Genomic DNA, 21,478 nt, shown 5'->3' on the forward strand with positions numbered 1-21,478 from the left:
TTCTTTTTCACTCAAAACAGCACAGTTTTTCAGTGGCCTCGAAGAGCAGCTTCCGAAGACCCCACAGGATGCACCTGCGTCTTCTAGTAAAGCTTCGTAGTAGGCTTCCTCGGTGCAAGGGAGCAAAGCTGTTATTTCAAGTAGCCCCCTGGCTGAGGTGCTGCCCCCGGAAAGCGAGTGTTTTTCCGCAGCGTCGATTACGCACTCATCGAGACAAGCGGAGGAAAACTTCACCAAAGTTACTGCACAGTTTATGGATATTGTGCATTAAGGTTTATTTTGTATACCTATAAACTTTTTTAAAATAGATTAGGAAATGATAAGCATCTATTTTATCTGGAATGCTATTTTTTCTGTGAAGTTAGAGAGTCATTCTATTTAGAAAAACGTAGATAGGACTTGATGTGAATCGCTTTTTCTTAGTTCTGTTTTTTTTCTTTTTTCATACAATGTATTTGAAGGGGGGAAGACACTTTATATGAAAAAAATAAAAACGAGAATGGGAAACTGGCTTACTAAAACATTAGAACTTCCTTCTGAAGTAACGTTAGAACTGCCCAGAATTACAATGATTGGCTCGATTCATGCATATATTGAAAATCATCAAGGGTTAATGACCTTTAAGACAAATGAATTACGGTTAAAAGTACACCACGGATATGTGAAAATTGTTGGTTCTGATTTTGTATTGAAAATGATGATCGAACAAGAGATTCTTTTAGAAGGAAATATTGAAGATGTCTCTTTTCAAATAGAAAATGGTAAGAAGATTTCGGAGGGGAAATAGTTATGTCTTTCAAAAAACAGAATTGGTTTACAGGAGCATTAACTATACGAGTAAAAGGGGAATATCCGGAATTATTTTTTAATTTATGTGTAAAAAATGGGATGGATGTATGGGATATTGTAAAAGAAGACAGAACAACTTGTAAAGGTAAAATAAATATTGCAGATTTGTCAAAACTAAGACAAGTTAAGCGTAAAACCATTTATAAAATCTCTTTTGTTAGTAAATCAGGATTTCCTTTTTTGATTAAAAAATTAAAATATCGTAAACCACTATTATTTGGTTTTTTCCTTGGGCTTTTGTTTATTTTTTTCTTGTCTAACATTGTATGGCGTGTGGAAGTGGAAGGATTAGAAGAGGAGCTAGAAAGGCAAGTTTATACTAAATTGGAGGATTATGGCGTTTATAGAGGCGGTTTTCAATGGAATATTGAATCACCAGCAGAGATACAAAAAAAACTGCTTCAAGATATTCCAGAGTTGCTATGGGTGGGTGTGAAAAAACAAGGAGCTTCTTATCATTTAGAAGGAGTAGAAAAAATCACGGTTGATAAAGAAGAAGAATTACCTCCAAGCCATCTTGTTGCAAGGAAAGAAGGCGTTATAGAAAAAGTATATGTGTCAAATGGACAACCTCTTGTTACAGAAAATCAAGTCGTACAAAAAGGAGATATCTTGGTATCTGGTTACTTAGTAAACCAAGAAGCAATCACAGAGGATGAGGATGAGGAAAAGGAACAAACACATAAACCGGTTGCTGCTGAAGGAGAAGTAATTGCAAAGGTTTGGTATCGAAGTGAGATAGCCTTGCCTTTAGAGGAATCCTATCAAGTACTATCAGGAAATGTAATGGATAAATATTACTTGCGAATTTCTCGTTATTTAATCCCTATATGGAATTGGGGAAAACCTGAGTATTCAAAGTTTCAATTAGATACAGAGGAACGGTTCTTATATTTCCTGAAGTGGAAGTTACCCCTTTCATTTATTAAACAATCTATAAGCGAAAAGGAGGAAGTAACCGAGAAAAGAACTTTAGAAGAAGCAAAACAATTAGCATTACAGCAGGCAAAGAGAAATTTGAAAAAAGAAATCCCGTTAGATGCTGAAATAACCAAAGAAAAACTTTTGCACGAAAGGGAAGAGAATGGTAAAGTTAAATTAACCTTATATTACACGGTGCTAGAAGATATTACAAAGAGACAACCTATAAATCAAGGAGATTGATTATGTCGGAAGATTTAAAAGTGATCGATTTACATGTAGAAAACCCGAATGAAGCGTTAAGTTTATTTGGAACAGAAGACCGACACCTCAAACAATTGGAAGAACAATTACAGGTATCTATTGTTTCAAGAGGTGAACAAGTTAGTGTCTCTGGCAGTGAAACAGATGCAACCATTATTCGTGAGGTGTTGCAAGGTCTATTAAATATCATACGCAAAGGTATTACCATTACGGAACGAGATGTGGTATATGCGATTGATTTAGCGAAAAAAGGTAAGATAGACCAATTAGAAACTTTATTTGAAGACGAAATAACGAAAAACGCCAATGGGAAATCTATTCGAGTTAAAACCCTAGGTCAGAGAAATTATTTACAAGCAATAAAACAGAATGATCTTGTTTTTGGAATAGGACCAGCAGGGACTGGGAAGACTTACTTAGCTGTTGTGATGGCAGTGCATGCATTAAAAAATGGTCAAGTGAAACGAATTATCTTGACAAGACCTGCAGTAGAAGCTGGTGAAAGCTTAGGTTTTTTGCCAGGTGATTTGAAGGAAAAAGTAGATCCTTATTTAAGGCCGTTATATGATGCTCTACATGATGTATTAGGTACAGAGCATACAATGCGATTAATTGAGAGAGGCACGATTGAAATTGCACCTCTAGCATATATGCGTGGCCGCACTTTAGATGATGCATTTGTTATTTTAGACGAAGCCCAAAATACGACAAATGCACAAATGAAAATGTTTTTGACTAGGCTAGGCTTTGGTTCTAAAATGGTTATAACAGGAGATGTAACGCAAATTGACTTACCTCAAGGGGTGAAATCTGGGTTGATTGAGGCAAGAGATACGTTAACAGATATAAAAGGGATTGGTCTTATATTCTTATCTCAATCAGATGTAGTACGTCACCCTATTGTACAGCGAATTATTGATGCATATGAAACAAACGGCTAATCATAAAGGAACAGCATAACTTGGCAATTCTGCCAAGTTTTCTTGCTCTATTCGCTTTTAAAAAATGTCATGTTTAAAGGGCGATAATAATAACTAGGGGGTTAATGAAGAAATGATAATGGATTTCCAAGATGAGACAAAGGAATTAGATCCTCAATATTACTCGTTACTTAAAGAGTTATTAGCATATGCGAGCGAGCAGGAAAATGTCCCAGCAAATGCTGAACTATCCGTTACATTTGTCGATGATGAAGAAATAAGAAAATTAAATCTTGAATACCGTGATTTAGACTATCCAACAGATGTATTATCTTTTGCTTTGGAAGAGGAAGTTGAAGAAGAGCTTGTTATTACGGGAGATGAACTGCCAGTTATATTAGGAGATATTATAATCTCTGTAGATAAGGCTCAAGAGCAAGCGATAGCTTATAACCATTCATTCAAAAGAGAATTGGGATTTTTAGCATTGCATGGTTTTTTGCATTTACTTGGATATGATCATATGGAGAAAGAAGAAGAAAAGCAAATGTTTCATCGACAAGAGGAAATTTTAAAAGGCTTTGGACTTTCGAGGTGAAAGTATGTTTCATATAGGGCTGAAGTATGCAATTGCCGGTCTAATCGTTGCATTAAAAACAGAGAGAAACATTAAAATACATTTCTGTGCAGCATGCTTTGTCGTAATATTAGGTATCCTAACTGAAATATCAACAGTAGAATGGGCAATTATTTTCTTAACTATTGGCTCTGTTATAAGTATGGAGCTTATTAATACATCATTGGAAAGGGCACTTGATTACATTGAACCAAATAACCAACAAGCTATAGGAATAGCAAAGGACTTAGCAGCAGCAGCAGTTTTGATAAGTGCTATAATTTCTGTCTTTGTTGCCTGCTGTATATTCCTTCCTAAATGGATTTAGCTAGGCTTAGGCAATATGTCTGAAGAATTCAACTAGTTTTGTCGAAAGTATGAAAAAGGTAAAAAAATATAGTAAGATATACATATAAATAATGAATAATAGCAGCAAAGAAATAAACGGAGGAAATAAAATGAATCACACTTTTAAATCAGGATTTATAGCCATTATCGGTAGACCAAATGTAGGAAAATCGACTTTTATGAATCATGTAATCGGTCAGAAAATTGCTATTATGAGTGATAAAGCACAAACCACTCGTCACAAGATTCAAGGCGTATATACTGACCAGGATAAGCAGATTGTATTTATTGACACCCCCGGGATCCACAAACCAAAGCACAAGCTGGGAAACTTTATGGTAAAAATGTCTGAAAACGCTTTAAGTGAAGTTGATGCTATTATGTTTATGATTAATGCTGAAGAGGGCTATGGAAGAGGCGACCAATTTATTATCGACCGGCTGCAATCCGTAAACAAACCAGTCTTTTTAGTTATCAATAAGATTGATTTAGTGCACCCTGATGAACTATTACCAATTATCCAGCAATATAAGGACAAGTATCCATTCGAAGAAATCATTCCAGTTTCAGCATTAGAAGGAAATAATGTAAATCACCTAATGGACGTCCTAACAACTCATTTACCAGAAGGACCAAAATATTATCCAGATGATCATATAACAGATCATCCTGAAAGGTTTATTATCAGCGAATTAATTCGTGAAAAAGTTTTGCAGTTGACCCGTGAGGAGATTCCTCATTCTATAGCGGTAGTGATTGACCAGATAGAAAGCAGAGGTGATCATCAAAAGGTCCTGGTGCAAGCAACGATAATCGTTGAACGGAAATCACAGAAAGGGATTATCATTGGAAAACAAGGACAGATGTTAAAAGAAATTGGAAAACGTGCTAGGCAAGACGTGGAAAAACTATTAGGATCTAAAGTGTTTTTAGAACTTTGGGTGAAAGTTCAAAATAATTGGAGAAATAAAGATCATCAACTACAAGAGTTTGGCTATAATCAAGAAGAATATTAAACAATTCGGCATCTATTTGTTTCATTTATGAAAAAGAGGAATTGGATGATATGGTAAATATTATTACTTATGGAACGGCTAAATTAGGTCAATCTATAAATGAGCACAATGGAAAACTACCAAAAAGAAAGGTGAGGTTTATTGTGATCGATGTGCCATGGAAAATTTTTAGTCAAACAGGTAATATTGAGGCATACTTATGGATGAAGCAAATAGAAGAAGAAGAGCTGAATGATCAAGATAAGGATATAGAGGATTCAATGTTTGAAGACACGCACTATTAAGCAATGCAGAAAGGAAAAGGTGAACCTTGTGTTTGAGAAAGTAGAGGGCTTTATATTAAGAACACAGGATTACGGGGAAACACATAAAATCGTTACAATCATGACTCCAAGTTTAGGGAAAATAGGAGCTGTTGCAAGAGGTGCTAAAAAGGCAAAAAGTCGAATGGCTGCGATTACGCAGCCATTTATTCATGGGTCCTACTTAATACAGCCTGGAAACAATTTAGCAACATTGCAACAAGGTGAAGTAATAACATCATTTCGAAAAATAAGGCAAGATATTGTCAAAACAGCTTATGCTAGCTATATTGCAGAATTAACAGATAAGCTATTAGATCCAAAAAAATATAATCCATTTATTTATGAGCAGTTATTACATACTATATCTTTTATCGATGAAGGAAAAGATGCAGAAGTATTAACGATGATTTATGAATGGAAAATGTATCAAGAATCAGGTATTTCACCGGTGATAGACCGGTGTGTTTTCTGTGGGAATCAACATTCTTTAAAAGGATTCTCAGTTAGAGAAGGTGGAACCATTTGTACATATTGTACGGCTAAAGATGAACATCTTATTTATTTATCTGAGACATTGTTGAAGCTGTTTCATCTTTTTTTATGGATAAAAATAAATAGGATCGGTAATATTTCCATAAAGGATGAGAATAAAAATATATTAAGAACATTAATGGATCAGTATTATGACCAATATGGAGGTTTTTATCTGAAATCCAAAAGATTTCTGAACCAAATGAATAAATGGAGTGATTTCAATTGACAACTGAACCATTCTTTCGTATCATTTACAGATGAATAAAATATCGAACTGTGTTGAAAGAGAGTAGTATTAATGAAAAGTCTTTTAAAGCGAGCTCAGGTTGGTGAAAGCTGGGTAAGAAACTCATTAAGAAGGCGCTCTGGAACAGTAGTTTTGAAAAGTGGTTATTTCTGGATAATAAAGAAATAACAAATAGGGTGGAACCGCGGGCAACCCGTCCCTATGCCTCATCGTATGTATAGATGAAGCATAGGGACGGGTTTTCTATTTGTACTACAGCTTTCGAAGGGAAGTATTCTTCAACTTAGTTTAGAGCCGTAGAATAAAAATTGGCCAAATAGAGGTAAAATCAAGATTTGTGAATCAAATTGGAGGTAGAAGTATGAATATTCAAGAAATGATCCTAACATTACAGAAACATTGGTCTGATCAAAATTGCATTTTAATGCAAGCATACGATGTTGAGAAAGGGGCTGGAACCATGTCTCCGATGACTTTATTAAGAAGTCTTGGACCTGAACCATGGAACGTGGCATATGTAGAACCTTCTAGAAGACCGGCCGATGGAAGGTATGGGCAAAATCCGAACCGTTTGTATCAACATCATCAATTCCAAGTAATTATGAAACCATCTCCTGACAATATACAGGATCTATATTTAGAATCATTAGAGAAACTTGGCATTAATTCAAATGAACATGATATTCGATTTGTAGAAGATAACTGGGAAAATCCTACACTTGGAGCTGCGGGCCTAGGATGGGAAGTATGGCTCGATGGTATGGAAATTACTCAATTTACTTACTTTCAGCAAATAGGTGGACTAGAAGCAAACCCTGTAGCGGTAGAAATCACATATGGAATTGAGCGATTAGCATCCTATATTCAGGATAAAGAAAATGTGTTTGAATTAGAATGGACGTCTGGAGTGACTGTTGGAGATATCTTCTATCAACCAGAATATGAGCATTCTACTTATACCTTTAATGAATCAGATACAGATATGTTATTTGATTTATTTAATACCTATGAAAAAGAAGCAAAAAGAATTATGGAAAAAGAACTTGTATTTCCAGCCTATGATTATGTATTAAAATGTTCACATACTTTTAACCTTTTAGATGCAAAAGGTGTTATATCAGTGACAGAAAGAACTGGATATATCGGACGGGTTCGTAATTTAGCCCGTGAAATTGCAAAATTATATGTCGCAGAACGTGAACGTTTAGGTTTTCCGATGTTGAAAGGGGAGAAAGCAGATCATGAAAACAACTAATGTTTTATTTGAAGTAGGTTTAGAAGAAATGCCTGCTCGATTTATGAATAATACGGAGCAACAACTTTTAGAAAATACAAAGAATTGGTTGGAAGACATCCGGTTACCTTATGAACAAATTACGACGTATATTACACCTAGAAGATTTGCAGTACTCATAGAAGGATTGACAGCTAAACAAGCAGATCAAGAAGAAGAAGCAAAGGGTCCTGCCGAAAAAATTGCAGTAGATGAAGATGGCAATTGGACAAAAGCAGCGATCGGATTCTCAAAAGGTCAAGGAAAAAATGTGGATGATATTTACTTTAAGGATTTAAACGGTACGCGATATGCATATGTGAAGAAATTTCAAGAAGGCGAAGCTGCGGAAAAATTATTATCAGGCTTTAAAGATATAATTGTAGGTTTAAATTTCCCTAAAAATATGCGTTGGTCTGATCAAACGATTAAATATATTCGTCCAATCAAGTGGTTACTGGCATTGCAAGATAATGAAGTGATTCCTTTTGAAATTGCAGGAGTTGAAACAGGCAATACGACACATGGGCATCGATTTTTAGGAGAACAAGTAGTCATAAATGATCCATTAAAATATGAACAGCTTTTAAGAGAGCAGTATGTCATAGCAAGTACTGCTGAAAGAGAAGGTATGATTCAAGAAGGTATTCGTCAGTTAAGTGAAGAACATAACTGGGTGGTTCCAATGGATGATGAATTATTAACAGAAGTGACCCATCTGGTAGAGTATCCAACAGTATTTTATGGTACTTTTAGTGAATCCTTTTTGCACATTCCAAAAGAAGTGCTTATTACATCAATGAAAGAGCATCAACGTTATTTCCCCGTACAATCAAAGGATGGCGAACTTTATCCTTATTTTATAGCGGTTCGAAATGGCACAAGCGATCATATCGAAAATGTATCGAAGGGAAATGAAAAAGTATTGCGTGCCAGATTGCAGGATGCTCAATTCTTTTATGAAGAAGACCAAAAACAACCGATTGAAAAGAACCTTGCTCAACTGGACAGAATGGTATTTCAAGAGCAGCTAGGAACAATTAAAGATAAAGTGAATCGTGTAGTGGAGATTTCAAAGTTGATTGCCAATAAATTAAATTTAACAGAAAAAGAAGGAAATCAAATTATCCGAGCAGCTCAAATTAGTAAATTTGATCTTGTTACTAACATGGTTAATGAATTTACCGAATTACAAGGGATCATGGGTAGAAAATATGCAACAATCTTTGGAGAAGATGAAGCAGTTGCACAAGCTATAGAGGAACACTACATGCCAGTGAGTGCTAATGCTCCATTACCTAAGAGTACGGTTGGTTCTGTGGTAAGTGTAGCAGATAAACTAGATACCATTGTGGGCTGTTTCGCAGTTGGTTTAAGACCTAGCGGCTCCCAAGATCCTTATGCATTAAGAAGACAAGCTCTTGGTATTATTCAAATTATGGAAAGTAAGCAATGGAAGGTGAACCTAAGCCAATTTATAGGTGAGGTACTATCACTATTTGTCGATAAAGAGATGCTTACGGAGGATAAAAAAGCTGCGTTTGAACAATTAGAAATATTTTTTAAACAACGCGCAGCATACATTATGAAAGAAGAGAATATTGAACATGACATTGTGGACGCTGTACTTATTGGACAAATTGAAGACGTATCATTTATGAAGGCTAAAGCAAAATTATTAGCTAAAAAACGATATGACAGTCATTTTAAAGATAACCAGGAAGCATTGGTTCGTATTATGAACTTGGCAAACAAACATGAAGGCGAAGCTGAAGTGGATGAATCGAAGTTTGTAAATGCTGAGGAAAGGGACCTTTACACTGCTTATTTAAATATTAAATCAGACTATAAAAAAGCATTAGACCACCATGAAGAAGAAAAGGCTTTGCATATACTCTCGTCACTTTCAGCACCAATACATGCCTTCTTTGATCATACAATGGTAATGGATAAGGACCAAGATATTAGAGAGAATCGTTTAGCATTACTTCGCTTCATTGCAAATGACATCACACAATTTGCAGATTTATCTAAGATACAATGGAAACAACATCAAGTGTAGTTGACATTCAGGAGGAACTGTTACATTTATGGAAAAATCAATCATATATGTTCTCTCAGATTCTGTGGGTGAAACAGCAGAACTAGTTACAAAAGCAGCCTTAAGTCAGTTTATGGATGAAAATGAGTACGATTTATACCGAATACCATATGTGGAAAATAAAGAGGTTTTGCGTGGTGCTGTTTACCACGCAAAACAGTTGGGTGCTATGATTGGGTTTACACTTGTGAACCCAGAACTCAGGGGATTTTTAGTTCAAGAGGCACAAGAAAAGCAAGTGGAATGTGTAGATATTATGGGACCATTGTTAAACGCAATGGAGCGAAAATTTCATAAACAACCAAAGCAAGAACCTGGACTTATTCATCGATTAGACGAGGATTATTTTAAAAAAGTAGAAGCAATTGAATTTGCGGTAAGATATGATGATGGCAGGGATCCAAGAGGTGTTTCTCAAGCTGATATTGTCCTTATTGGTGTTTCAAGAACTTCCAAAACACCATTGTCTCAATATTTAGCCCATAAACAATTAAAAGTTGCAAATGTACCAATTGTTCCGGAAGTAGAACCACCAGAAACATTATTTCACATTCCTCCACATAAATGTATTGGGCTAAAAATTAGTCCTGAAAAATTGAATGGCATTAGAAAAGAGCGCCTAAAAAGCTTAGGCTTAAGTGATCAAGCTATTTATGCAAATATGGAAAGAATTCATACTGAACTAGATTATTTTGAAAAGATTATTACCAAGCTAGGCTGTCCAGTTGTTGATGTATCGAATAAAGCGGTAGAAGAAACAGCTAACATAATTCTGAATATGATGAATCAACCATATTGGGATATGGAAGGCCATCATTAATTATAAATTTTTTATTGGAAATTTTCTTCACAGTATATTATAATAAGAATTTGTGAAATTATCTCATGTCAATGTATATTCCATGCAAATATTGGTTATGAGTAGTATTATCTCTTTTAATTATCCATATAATGAAAGAGAATTAGTCATTTATAAAGAAAATATTAGGTTTGGGAAGGAATTTTGCTTTTTTTGTAGAATTAGTTATGCATTGAAGAATTCGACTTTTCGACACTTTTTGCAAAAGTTTAAAGATTTTATGTATATGTTTTCCCTTCTAAATACACATTTATTACTAATTTTTGTTTATAAACAGTGGTATAGAGGTAATATGAAAGTATAGGAAAAGTGATGGACGTAAGCATCAGCTTCACTGTTGTGCTAACATGTGAGAAAATTGTCGAAAAATAAAGGGATAGAGATTGATTATGAAATATGGTGATGAAAAATGCCAAATCAAGCAACACAAGATATTATGGAATCTATCCGAAAAGAAAATGACATAGTGGAAATTGTAAGTGAGTATGTACAGCTTAAAAAACAAGGTCGAAATTATTTCGGTTTATGCCCATTTCACTCCGAAAATACTCCGTCTTTTTCAGTTAATCAGGATAAACAAATTTTTTACTGTTTTGGCTGTAAAAAAGGCGGAAATGTTATTACATTTATGATGGAGATGGAAGGATTTCCATTTCAGCAGGCTGTTCAATACCTTGCAGAGAAATCAGGAATAACACTTCCGACTCAAGCAACTTTTCAACATCAGAAAGAGAATAGTACCGAAGACCAATCTGTTCTTGAGGCCTTTCAATGGCTAACGAAGTTATATCACCATTTATTAAGACATACAAAAGACGGGAAAAATGCCCTTTATTATTTGTATGACAGAGGTTTTACAGATGAGGCTATTGATTTGTTTCAGGTAGGCTACTCTCCCGTTTCGAAGGAATTTGTAGTTCAATTCCTTGAAAAGAAAGGTTTCCACAGGCAGGTTATGGTAAACGCAGGATTACTTACAACATCAGAATCGCAAGAATACTATGATCGTTTCCAAGGAAGGGTTATATTCCCCATTCGAAACCATATTGGTAAAACAATTGGTTTTGGTGGGCGCTCCATTCATAATCAAGAGCCAAAGTATTTGAATAGCCCTGAATCACGGCTTTTTCAGAAAAGTAAGTTATTATACAACTTTGATGTTGCAAGAAGTGAGATAAGGCGCCAAAGTGAAGCTATTTTATTTGAAGGCTATGTCGATGTTATTGCGGCACATCAAGCAGGGATTAAAAATGGCGTAGCTTCACTAGGAACTTCCTTAACAGAAGCGCATGCCAGTATGTTGCGAAGGTATGTTGATACTGTCTTGATTTGTTATGACGGAGACAGTGCAGGGCAAGAAGCGTCCTACAAAGCAATGCGGCAATTAAAGCGGGCCGGTTGTACAGTGAAAATAGGAAACTTACCTACTAGTTATGATCCCGACCAATATATTCAAGAATTCGGGGCAGAAGCGTTTAAATCCCAAGTAATTAAATCAAGTTATTCTGATATGGCCTTTCTGATGCACTATTGGAAAAAGGATTTTAATTTACAACAGGAAGCCGAGCGTATTCAATATGTGGAAAAAATAGTCGGAGAAATAGCTCGGTTGAACAGCCCTATAGAACGAGATCATTATTTAAGAGAGTTATCTGATCAGTTTCATTTATCGTATGATGCTTTAAATCAAGATTTAATGTCTCGAATACGAAAGAATGAAAATTCTTATGATAACCAAAAGCGGTTTGGTAATACTAATGATGGAAAACCAGAAAATAAAACAGATACCAATAGAGTTTACCGCGCGTTCCACAATGCGGAACGACAGTTAATTTCATATATGCTGCAAAATGAACATATTGCTGAAAGAGTGAAAGATGAAATTGGATCAAAGTTTAATGTAGAACAACATCAAGTAATTGTAACCTTATTGTACGGCTTTTATGAAGAGGGAAATTATCCAGATCCTAGTCATTTTCTATCCTTTATAGATGACCCAGAAATACAAAAGTTAGTAGTCGAATTATCGATGCTTGATAGCAATTGGGAGATCACGGAGAAGGAAATGGATGATTATATCCGTTTAATCTTAGCAGAACAAACTGATTATGCTGTGATTAAAAAATTGGAGCAGGAACAGAAAGAAGTTGAAAAATCTGATCCAAAGAAAGCCGCACAAATTGCTATGGAGATTTTAAAGATAAAGCAACAATCGAAAAAAGGAAGTTAGTTTTGGAAGGAGGGGCACTCATGGCAAATAATAAACCATCACGCTCTAAAGAAACAGAATTAACGTTAGATCAAGCAAAAGAACAGTTATTAGAGCTTGGGAAAAAACGTGGTGTTTTAGCATATGAGGAAGTTGCAGAGAGATTATCTAATTTTGAATTAGAGTCTGAGCAAATGGATGAATTTTATGAGTACTTAAATGAACAAGGTGTTGAAGTGATAGGAGATACTGAAGAAGATCCGACAATGCAACAGCTTTCAAAAGAGGAAGAATTTGATTTAAATGATTTAAGTGTACCATTAGGGATTAAAATAAATGATCCTGTACGTATGTACTTAAAGGAAATAGGTCGCGTTGATCTTTTATCTGCTACAGAAGAAATCGACTTAGCGAAGCGAATTGAAGAAGGTGACGAATACGCTAAGAAACGCCTTGCTGAAGCAAACTTAAGACTGGTCGTAAGTATTGCGAAGCGTTATGTAGGCCGTGGAATGCTTTTCTTAGACCTGATTCAAGAAGGGAACATGGGCTTAATTAAAGCCGTTGAAAAATTCGACTTTAGAAAAGGCTTCAAATTCAGTACGTATGCCACTTGGTGGATTCGCCAAGCTATTACTAGAGCCATTGCAGATCAGGCACGTACAATACGTATTCCAGTTCACATGGTGGAAACCATTAATAAATTAATTCGTGTTCAAAGACAATTGTTACAAGATTTAGGACGTGAGCCAACACCAGAAGAAATAGCAAAAGATATGGATTTAACCCCTGATAAAGTTAGAGAAATACTAAAAATTGCTCAAGAACCCGTTTCTTTAGAGACACCTATTGGTGAAGAAGATGATTCGCATTTAGGTGACTTTATTGAAGATCAAGAAGCAACATCACCCTCAGACCATGCAGCATATGAATTATTAAAAGAACAATTAGAAGATGTATTAGATACATTAACGGACCGTGAAGAAAATGTCCTTCGCCTTCGTTTTGGCTTAGATGACGGCAGAACAAGAACATTAGAAGAAGTAGGGAAGGTTTTCGGTGTTACTAGAGAGAGAATCCGTCAAATTGAGGCAAAGGCATTGAGAAAACTTCGTCACCCAAGTCGTAGCAAACGACTTAAAGACTTTCTAGAATAGACGATTTTGTAAGTATAATGAACCTTCAGTAAATGATTCATAGTGTTTGCTGAAGGTAATTTTACTTATTTATTGAATAGAACTCATATATGTTGAATATTGCAGGGCTTGGAGTGTGGGGAATGGTATGGAAGACAAAAAGAAGGTTATTGTTGAGGAGATTAAATATTGGAAAAAGCATCAGCTATTGCCCAGTACTTACTGTGATTTTTTGATAGCCCTATATACAGAAGGAGAAGACGGTGAGGGAAATCATAATAATTCCGCTTATTATTTAATTTATTATTTTATCTCTGCATTATCCCTATTAATCCCCTTTATTCTATTTAGTATAGGGGAAGGAATGCTAATTCATACAATAGGGGTTTTCACATTAGTAGGGTGGAATCTCTGTATGATACATATTTTTAATAAACATGAATGTTTAATGGAACGCTTTGCTATTATTATTTTTTTTATTACATTTTTAATGGCAACCATGATATGGTGTTACATATATATCGCAGTGGATTGGCTTACTTTAGCTTGGGCAATGATAAATGTGTTATCTTGGATTTTTTATGGTGTTTTTACTAAACAATCTTATCTGCAGATCATGGGAGTATTTATGTTTATTATTTTAATGATTGCTACGGGATTTTATTATTTTTAGTCAATTTGATGAATTTTGACAAGTAATACTTTTCTAATTGTGTTTTTTGCAGTAAAATATAAGTAGCTTTGTCCAATACATATATAGAATAAGAAATGGTATAGCCTGACTATACTAAGAGGTGACATAAGGAGGAAAAACATAATGAAAAAAAATCCAATTATTCCATTCGCCTTGATCGCAAGTTTAGGTATTTTAGCTATGATAGTGTTATCAGTAGTTGGTTTAAATGAGCAAGATAAAATCGCAGGCGAGGGAGAAGAAGAAAATGACGTAGTACTTGATGATCCAGAAGCAATTGCGGAAAGTTGTATTGGATGTCATGGCGGTGATTTAGAAGGGGCATCAGGACCAAGCTTACAACAAGTTGGCAGCAAGTATTCACAGGAAGAAATTTATGAAATTATTATGAACGGAATTGAAGGTACAAATATGCCTGGCGGGCTAGTGGAGAGTGAAGAAGCAGAAGTTTTATCAGAATGGCTAGCTGAAAAACAATAAGAATGATTAAAAAAAGCTTTCTGTAACGAACAGAAGGCTTTTCTTCTTACATAAAACATATTAGTGTTTTATGTTTTATATTAAATGCCTAATAGTATTTAGCTGGAACTAAGTTTTCTTAAGATGAAAGGAATAAGGGTATGTTATCAAAAAGACTAAAAAATGTAGCATCTTATGTGAAATCACCAATAAAACTGGCGGATATTGGATCTGACCATGCTTATTTACCGTGTTATATTTGTGAGTTACATGGTGATGCGATTGCAATTGCAGGGGAAGTAAATCAAGGTCCATTTGAACGAGCTTTATCCACTGTTAAGGAACATGGTTTATCTGATCGAATCTCTGTTAGAAAGGGAAATGGTTTAGATGTCATCCAACAAGGTGAAGTGAATCAAATTGTGATTGCAGGAATGGGAGGTAAATTAATTCGTCAAATATTAGTTGAAGGCAATAAGAAATTGCTAGGGGTAAAAAGGTTAATTTTGCAGCCTAATTTGGATGCTCATCTAATAAGAAGGTGGTTGCAAGAAAATAATTACCAAGTAGTTGCAGAAGAAATGATAGAAGAAGATGGTTACATATACGAAATTATTGTATCTGATTATGTAGAAATAAGCCCAAAGTACACCAAAAAAGAGATCTTATTTGGACCTAAGTTATTAGAGCAAAAAAATAAAGCATTTATGAATAAATGGCAATGGGAAAAAGATAAAAGGATACGCCTCATTAAAGAAATACAAAAAGCATCGAAAATCCCGGTCGATAAACTAGAAGAGATGAAACGGGAATTGAAACAAATAGAGGAGGTATTGCAAGAATGAGAGAGACAGTTGTCCGTGATGTTATCCAATTATTCGAAAACTGGGTGCCCAAGAGTTATGCGGAATCGTGGGATAATGTAGGGTTGCAAATTGGTGATATGGAAAAACCGGTAAAGAGACTGATGATTACCTTAGATGTAGTTGAAAAGGTGGTGGATGAAGCCATTGATAAAAAGGCAGACATGATTATTGCTCATCATCCTTTGTTTTTTGAAAGTTTAAAGAGTATTAACTTAAACAGCCCTAAAGGGAAAGTGATAGCGAAGTTAATGAAACATCAGATTAGTGTTTATACAGCACACACAAATTTAGATATAGCAGAAGGCGGCGTAAATGATTTATTAGCAGAGAAGCTGGAGTTAAGAGATACAAAAGTCTTGGTTCCTACCAAAACAGATCATTTGTTAAAATTTATTGCATATGTGCCCCACACACATGTGGACTCATTTAAAGAGGCGATAGGAAATGCTGGAGCAGGTCATATTGGTAATTACAGCCATTGTACTTTTCAATCAGAGGGAAAAGGTGCTTTTAAACCATTAAGTGGAACAAACCCATTTATTGGTACACAAGGTGAAATCGAACAAGTAAATGAATATAAAGTGGAGACCATTATAAAAGAAAGCCAGTTAGAATACATGATTCAAGTGGCGCAAGAAGCACATCCTTATGAAGAGATGGCTTATGATATTGTTCCATTACAAAACAAAGGAAAAGTTAATGGTTTAGGCCGTTATGGAAAAATAGATAAGAAAATGAATTTAGAAGAATATGTAGAGGTAGTGAAAAAAGCGTATCAAGTCCCTTTTGTTCGTTTTGTAGGTAACAAAGAAAAAACGGTCAAAAAAGTGGCGATTTTAGGTGGAAGTGGAAAAGGATTCATTAAACAAGCTCAAAAGGTGGGAGCGGATCTTTATATTACAGGAGATTTAACCTTTCACGATGCACAAGATGCGGAACAAGCGGGTATCTCATTGATTGATCCAGGGCACCATATTGAAGAAGTAATGAAAAAAGGTGTTCAATCCTATTTTCAACAAAATAAAAAAAATCTCCCTTCTCCAATCGAAGTAGAGGTATCTGATCTAACTACTGAGCCGTTTCAGTGGGGATAAAGATCAAATGAAAATAATAAAGAAAACTCGGCGATTGCCGAGCCTTTAGGCGACAGCAGAGCCGTCGTAGTTGCCCTTATCTATCTCCCTAAAATGATCCACTACGTCGAGATTGCTTCCTTGCTGACCATTTATACTTTCCTATACGGCTAAAAAAGCACGCATCACTTTGGCGTGCTTTTTTCCTACTTCGATTTTGCTTTTACTTTTGGCAAAATTTTGTCTTGCTTTACTTTTGATTGGCGTTCCCATGTATCTGGATTGTTTTCATCGTATTGCTCGATAAACCTAATTACTTCCTTTGTAATAGGAGTAGGGGTTGAGGCTCCAGCTGTTACTGCCACTTTTTGAACGCCTTTGAGCCAATCAAGTTCTATTTCCGAAACATCAGCTATTCGATATGCTTGAGTTCCTGCAATTTGAATCGATACTTGTGCCAAACGATTAGAATTATTACTACGCGGGTCACCAACTACTAAAGTAAGGTCAGATTCTTTGGCTTGCTCTGCAACCGCTTCTTGACGAACTTGTGTAGCCATGCATATTTCCTGTTCCATTTCAGTCTGTGGAAATTTCGCTTTTACTTTTTGCATGACATCATAAACATCCCATTGGCTCATTGTTGTCTGATTTGTGACAAGTATTTTGTCATTTTCTAGACTTAATTGCTCAACATCTTCTTCTGTTTGAACTAGATGCACGTGATCAGGTGCAACACCTATGGCCCCTTCCGGCTCAGGGTGCCCTTTTTTACCAATATAGACAATTTCGTAATGATCTTTTACTTTTTCTCGAATTAAATCATGTGTTCTCGTCACATCAGGGCAAGTAGCATCTAATACAGTGAGCCCTTTATCTCTAGCTTTTTGCTTAACCTCTGGAGAGACACCATGAGCAGTGAATATAACTGTACCTTTATCTACGTCGTCTAGTAGTGATGCACGATCTTTACCGTCAAGGGTGTATACTCCTTGGTCTTTAAAAGCATTTGTAACATGTGAATTATGAACAATCATACCAAGTATATAAATGGGGCGAGGTAGATTGGGGTCTTTTACAGCATTTTGAGCAATGACCATTGCATCCACAACTCCATAGCAATAACCTCTAGGAGCGATTTTAATTACTTCCATTCTTGTTCCCCCTCTGTACTTTCCGTCATGGTTCAAGTAAAATATTAAATAATGGACATTTTTTTGTCCAATACTTATATTATAAAGGTAATTGATGAAATTGACAAAGATATTTGTGACCAAAACACTTTATATTTGTATAAGAATGAAAAGGAGATTTCTATGCAAAAGCACTTATTTAAACAGTATGCACTAGATCAATGGATGAATGATGTTATTGACAAATTGGAATTTTATGAACCTACACCCATTCAAGCTAAAGTAGTACCTGAAGCGTTAAGGGGACGAAGTATAATCGGACAATCCGAAACGGGTTCAGGGAAAACACATGCTTTTTTAATCCCGTTATTAAACCAAATGAATGAGGAAGAATCATTTACTCAATTTGTTTTTACTGCACCAACAAGAGAGTTAGCAATTCAAATTTATGATGAAGTAAAAAAAATTATGAAATATGCCGAAAAAGAGACAACTTGGCGAGCAAAGCTCTTGATTGGTGGAACAGATAAAAAAAGAACCATTGATAAAATGAAAGAGCCACCTCATATTGTGGTTGGCACTCCCGGGCGTATATTAGATCTCATAGAAGATGGACATCTAGATATCTACAAGGCAAAATCATTTGTTATAGATGAAACAGATTTAATGTTAGAATTGGGTCTAATTGAAGAAATTGATAAGATTTTGATGCGAGCAGACCCCGATATTCAAGTATTGGTGTTTTCTGCTACTATTTCAGAGAAGCTTCAACCATTTTTGAAGAAATACTTAGACAAGCCTACGTATGTAAAAATCGATGATCGTATTGCACCAGAGAGAATGGAGCATAGATTAATTTCTCTTCGCCATCGTTCTCAATCAGATCTGATTTATGAAATAACTAAAGTTATTCAACCATACTTAGCGATTATATTCACAAATGGGAAAGAAAGAGCGAATGAATTATCCGAAAGCTTAATAGAAAAAGGTATCAATGTAGGCTTAATTCATGGAGGGCTTAATCAACGAGAAAGAAAAAGAGTTTTAAAAGACATACAACAACTGAAATATCAATATATAGTCGCAACAGATTTGGCTGCTAGAGGGATTGATATCAAAGGGGTTAGTCATGTCATTAATGCCGATTTCCCCAAAGAAGAATCTTTCTATATACACCGAGTTGGAAGAACAGCACGAGCAGGTCTAGAAGGAACTGCTATAAGTCTTTACACGGATGATGATATATCTCTAGTTAAAAAACTGGAGAAAAAAGGGCTCTCCTTTACGTATTATGATGTGGTTAAATCAGAATGGAGAGAAGTTAAACCTTGGAATGCAAGGCAAAAAAGAGTCCGACATGAAAAAGAAACAGAAAAAAAAGCATGGCAGCAAGTACGAAAACCAAAGAAAGTAAAGCCTGGCTATCGTAAGAAAATGAAGAAACAACAACAAAATATAAAGAAAAAAATAGGAAGAAATCAGTTTAAAAAGTAATAAGGGATTTTTAGGAGAGGTAGATGTATATGTTGAAAATAGGATCACACGTATCAATGAGCGGGAAGAAAATGTTGCTTGGTTCAAGTGAAGAAGCTGCTTCTTATGGATCAACTGCTTTTATGATTTATACAGGAGCTCCACAAAATACAAGAAGAAAAGCTATAGAAGATTTAAATATTGAAGCAGGGCTTACACATATGAAAGAAAATGGAATTGAAGATATTGTCGTTCATGCTCCATACATTATTAACATTGGAAATGCCAAAAAGAAAGAAACATTTGAATTGGGAGTATCTTTCCTTAAAAGTGAAATTGATCGAACAGAAGCGATTGGAGCAAAGCAAATTGTTTTACACCCTGGAGCACATGTTGGAGAAGGGGCACACAAAGGCATTGAAAAAATAGTGGAAGGCTTAAATGAAGTACTAGACCCGAAACAAGATGTACAAATTGCATTAGAAACAATGGCTGGTAAAGGATCGGAAATCGGCAGGTCATTTGATGAACTTGCAAAAATTATCGATGGGGTAACTCATAATGAAAAATTATCCGTTTGTTTAGATACTTGCCATATTCATGATGCGGGTTATGATATAGTGAATGACTTTGATGGGGTATTAGATCAATTTGACAAAATTGTTGGACATGACCGATTAAAAGTGGTCCATATTAATGATAGTAAAAATGTAAAAGGAGCACAAAAAGACCGTCACGAAAATATTGGATTCGGTCATATTGGCTTTGAAACCATTCATCAAGTCGTACATCATAATCAATTGCAGGAATTACCAAAAATTTTGGAGACCCCATATGTAGGGGAAGATAAAAAGAATAAAAAACCACCTTATAAATTCGAAATACAAATGATCAGAGATGGTTCATTTGTATCTGATTTAAAAGAAAAAATATTACAACAATAAGAAAAAAGCTTGGCAGTAATTAACTGCCAAGTTTGTTTTCATGTAAATAAATCTTCGACACCATAATCCTTAATCAATTGCTGAAACAACTTTTGACATGTTTGAGCTGTTTGGATATCTGTTATTTGGGCTAATTTTTTAAACATTTTAGCACGATCTTCGGCAGAGGTTGGGTCATAATGATTACTTTTCAATTGATTTGTAATAACTTGGGCTTGTTGTTTATTGATGGAGATATTATATTGATGCGCGTATTGGTATAATTGATCAGCAGTTAATTGTTGTAGTTTCTTTTGCACAAGCTTTTTAGAAAAACCATTCATCATGATTTTAACTCCTTTTTCTACAGCATGAACTATGATAGCTTATGTACTAAAGCTAGTCTGCGTTCATCTGAAATGAAAAGTTTGCATTTTTCGACATTGTTCGCTATGATATATCGCTGTAGGTATTTATTACCTTTATTTCAACAAAGCAAGGTTGCAAAAAAGGAGTGTAGACAACGTGTTAAAACATATACAATGGATTAGCATTGTGCTTTTGTTATTGTTTTCAGCATTTAGCTATCATAAAATTTCTAATTATAAAGAAGAAGTGGAGACATTAACACAAGAAAAAAAAGTATTGACTGAGCAAGTAAGAGATGCGAAATCACAATCAGCTTACATCCTTTCCCAAAATAGTCAGTTGGATTCATCTATCACTTATCAAAATTGGCCTGAATATTTTGATTTAGCAGAAGTAATGGTGGAGGAGAGTAATGGGAAATTTAAACGACCATGGGCTGTTTATTTAGTAAAGGAAGCACAAAAATATAATATTGATCCTTTCTTAGTTTATGAACTGCTGCGTGTGGAAACGGGTGCCACTTTTGATCCAGAATTAGTTGGGCCAGAAACAAAATATGGACATGCTTATGGAATGGCACAATTTATGAAAAATACAGCACCGTGGATTGCTGATATGGCTGATCTGCCATATCAAGACGAATTATTGTATGACCCTTATTACTCGATTACTTTATCTATTGTATATTTAGATTATTTACATGACCAATACGAAAATTGGGATGAAACCTTAACGGCTTATCACAGAGGAATGGCAGGAATGGAACAATATAAATTGCAAAAAGGTCATGCAAATAGTCAGTACGCAAGAACGATACAGACAAAGGCAGAAAAGCATGTTGCAATGATCCCGCAATAGTTTACGGAGAAATTACCAAGCAAGACCTCGAG

General features: G+C 35.2%; 22 protein-coding genes and 1 other annotated feature. Of the genes, 20 read left to right on the plus strand and 2 right to left on the minus strand.

The genetic code is table 11. The annotated features are described in order from the left end of the window. Positions 1-478 precede the first annotated feature (478 nt). The 17 genes from yqfC (at position 479) to GHD00_RS18075 (ending at position 16,711) form a co-directional block, all read left to right on the plus strand. Positions 479-787: a sporulation protein YqfC gene (gene yqfC / locus GHD00_RS17995; RefSeq protein ID WP_163539596.1), complete on the plus strand. Its 309-nt coding sequence runs from the start codon at positions 479-481 to the stop codon at positions 785-787. Positions 788-789: 2 nt separating this feature from the next. Continuing rightward, positions 790-2,013, plus strand: coding sequence for a sporulation protein YqfD (gene yqfD / locus GHD00_RS18000; protein WP_163539597.1), 1,224 nt, complete (start codon positions 790-792; stop codon positions 2,011-2,013). A gap of 2 nt (positions 2,014-2,015) precedes the next feature. After that, complete coding sequence (locus tag GHD00_RS18005) at positions 2,016-2,975, plus strand: PhoH family protein (RefSeq protein WP_163539598.1); 960 nt, start codon at positions 2,016-2,018, stop codon at positions 2,973-2,975. 112 nt (positions 2,976-3,087) lie between these two features. After that, positions 3,088-3,552: an rRNA maturation RNase YbeY gene (gene ybeY / locus GHD00_RS18010; RefSeq protein WP_163539599.1), complete on the plus strand. Its 465-nt coding sequence runs from the start codon at positions 3,088-3,090 to the stop codon at positions 3,550-3,552. A gap of 4 nt (positions 3,553-3,556) precedes the next feature. Next, positions 3,557-3,898: a diacylglycerol kinase family protein gene (locus GHD00_RS18015; RefSeq protein WP_163539600.1), complete on the plus strand. Its 342-nt coding sequence runs from the start codon at positions 3,557-3,559 to the stop codon at positions 3,896-3,898. Between the two features lie 130 nt (positions 3,899-4,028). Beyond that, positions 4,029-4,934 (plus strand): GTPase Era, encoded by a 906-nt coding sequence (era, locus tag GHD00_RS18020; protein WP_163539601.1) that lies wholly within the window; start codon positions 4,029-4,031, stop codon positions 4,932-4,934. Positions 4,935-4,984: 50 nt separating this feature from the next. Next, positions 4,985-5,218, plus strand: a complete 234-nt coding sequence (locus GHD00_RS21495; RefSeq protein WP_481810399.1) for a YqzL family protein — start codon at positions 4,985-4,987, stop codon at positions 5,216-5,218. Next, a complete protein-coding gene (recO, locus tag GHD00_RS18030; protein ID WP_346427671.1) occupies positions 5,199-5,999 on the plus strand; it encodes a DNA repair protein RecO in 801 nt (266 codons plus the stop codon). Before GHD00_RS21495 ends, recO begins: the two co-directional genes overlap by 20 nt. Before the next feature lie 44 nt (positions 6,000-6,043). Then, positions 6,044-6,224 (plus strand) — a binding site (T-box leader). Positions 6,225-6,381: 157 nt separating this feature from the next. Next, positions 6,382-7,275 carry a glycine--tRNA ligase subunit alpha gene (glyQ, locus tag GHD00_RS18035; RefSeq protein ID WP_163539603.1) on the plus strand — a complete coding sequence of 298 codons (894 nt, stop codon included), beginning with the start codon at positions 6,382-6,384 and terminating at the stop codon, positions 7,273-7,275. Further along, positions 7,262-9,355 carry a glycine--tRNA ligase subunit beta gene (gene glyS, locus GHD00_RS18040; RefSeq protein ID WP_163539604.1) on the plus strand — a complete coding sequence of 698 codons (2,094 nt, stop codon included), beginning with the start codon at positions 7,262-7,264 and terminating at the stop codon, positions 9,353-9,355. Before glyQ ends, glyS begins: the two co-directional genes overlap by 14 nt. 28 nt (positions 9,356-9,383) lie before the next feature. Then, positions 9,384-10,214, plus strand: coding sequence for a pyruvate, water dikinase regulatory protein (locus tag GHD00_RS18045; protein WP_163539605.1), 831 nt, complete (start codon positions 9,384-9,386; stop codon positions 10,212-10,214). 448 nt (positions 10,215-10,662) lie between these two features. After that, a complete protein-coding gene (gene dnaG / locus GHD00_RS18050; protein WP_163539606.1) occupies positions 10,663-12,483 on the plus strand; it encodes a DNA primase in 1,821 nt (606 codons plus the stop codon). 20 nt (positions 12,484-12,503) lie between these two features. Further along, positions 12,504-13,619, plus strand: a complete 1,116-nt coding sequence (gene rpoD, locus GHD00_RS18055) for an RNA polymerase sigma factor RpoD (RefSeq protein ID WP_163539607.1) — start codon at positions 12,504-12,506, stop codon at positions 13,617-13,619. 127 nt (positions 13,620-13,746) lie between these two features. Further along, entirely contained in the window at positions 13,747-14,271 is a 525-nt protein-coding gene (locus GHD00_RS18060) for a hypothetical protein (RefSeq protein WP_163539608.1), read from the plus strand. Positions 14,272-14,415: 144 nt separating this feature from the next. After that, on the plus strand, positions 14,416-14,772 hold the full coding sequence (gene cccA / locus GHD00_RS18065) for a cytochrome c550 (RefSeq protein WP_163539609.1): 357 nt from the start codon (positions 14,416-14,418) through the stop codon (positions 14,770-14,772). A gap of 140 nt (positions 14,773-14,912) precedes the next feature. Then, positions 14,913-15,596, plus strand: coding sequence for a tRNA (adenine(22)-N(1))-methyltransferase (locus GHD00_RS18070; protein WP_163539610.1), 684 nt, complete (start codon positions 14,913-14,915; stop codon positions 15,594-15,596). After that, positions 15,593-16,711, plus strand: coding sequence for a Nif3-like dinuclear metal center hexameric protein (locus GHD00_RS18075; protein ID WP_163539611.1), 1,119 nt, complete (start codon positions 15,593-15,595; stop codon positions 16,709-16,711). The genes GHD00_RS18070 and GHD00_RS18075 overlap by 4 nt, the downstream gene beginning before the upstream one ends. A 185-nt stretch (positions 16,712-16,896) precedes the next feature. On the opposite strand, the gene GHD00_RS18080 is transcribed toward GHD00_RS18075, so the two are convergent. Further along, the gene (locus GHD00_RS18080) at positions 16,897-17,844 is read right to left on the minus strand and encodes a 4-hydroxy-3-methylbut-2-enyl diphosphate reductase (RefSeq protein WP_163539612.1); all 948 of its coding nucleotides are present in this window, start codon (positions 17,842-17,844) and stop codon (positions 16,897-16,899) included. 162 nt (positions 17,845-18,006) lie between these two features. Between GHD00_RS18080 and GHD00_RS18085 the strand changes: the two genes are divergently transcribed. Together GHD00_RS18085 and GHD00_RS18090 are read left to right on the plus strand one after the other, a co-directional pair. Further along, positions 18,007-19,317 carry a DEAD/DEAH box helicase gene (locus GHD00_RS18085; protein ID WP_163539613.1) on the plus strand — a complete coding sequence of 437 codons (1,311 nt, stop codon included), beginning with the start codon at positions 18,007-18,009 and terminating at the stop codon, positions 19,315-19,317. 29 nt (positions 19,318-19,346) lie between these two features. Further along, positions 19,347-20,240, plus strand: a complete 894-nt coding sequence (locus GHD00_RS18090; protein WP_163539614.1) for a deoxyribonuclease IV — start codon at positions 19,347-19,349, stop codon at positions 20,238-20,240. 38 nt (positions 20,241-20,278) lie between these two features. On the opposite strand, the gene GHD00_RS18095 is transcribed toward GHD00_RS18090, so the two are convergent. Beyond that, a complete protein-coding gene (locus GHD00_RS18095) occupies positions 20,279-20,566 on the minus strand; it encodes a DUF2624 family protein (protein WP_240468748.1) in 288 nt (95 codons plus the stop codon). Between the two features lie 178 nt (positions 20,567-20,744). Here GHD00_RS18095 and GHD00_RS18100 point away from each other — a divergent pair, with 178 nt between their 5' ends. Next, on the plus strand, positions 20,745-21,446 hold the full coding sequence (locus tag GHD00_RS18100; protein ID WP_240468749.1) for a lytic transglycosylase domain-containing protein: 702 nt from the start codon (positions 20,745-20,747) through the stop codon (positions 21,444-21,446). The last annotated feature ends 32 nt before the right edge of the window (positions 21,447-21,478 follow it).

It is taken from the genome of Gracilibacillus sp. YIM 98692, assembly GCF_010993965.1.
GTDB lineage: Bacteria > Bacillota > Bacilli > Bacillales > Amphibacillaceae > Gracilibacillus.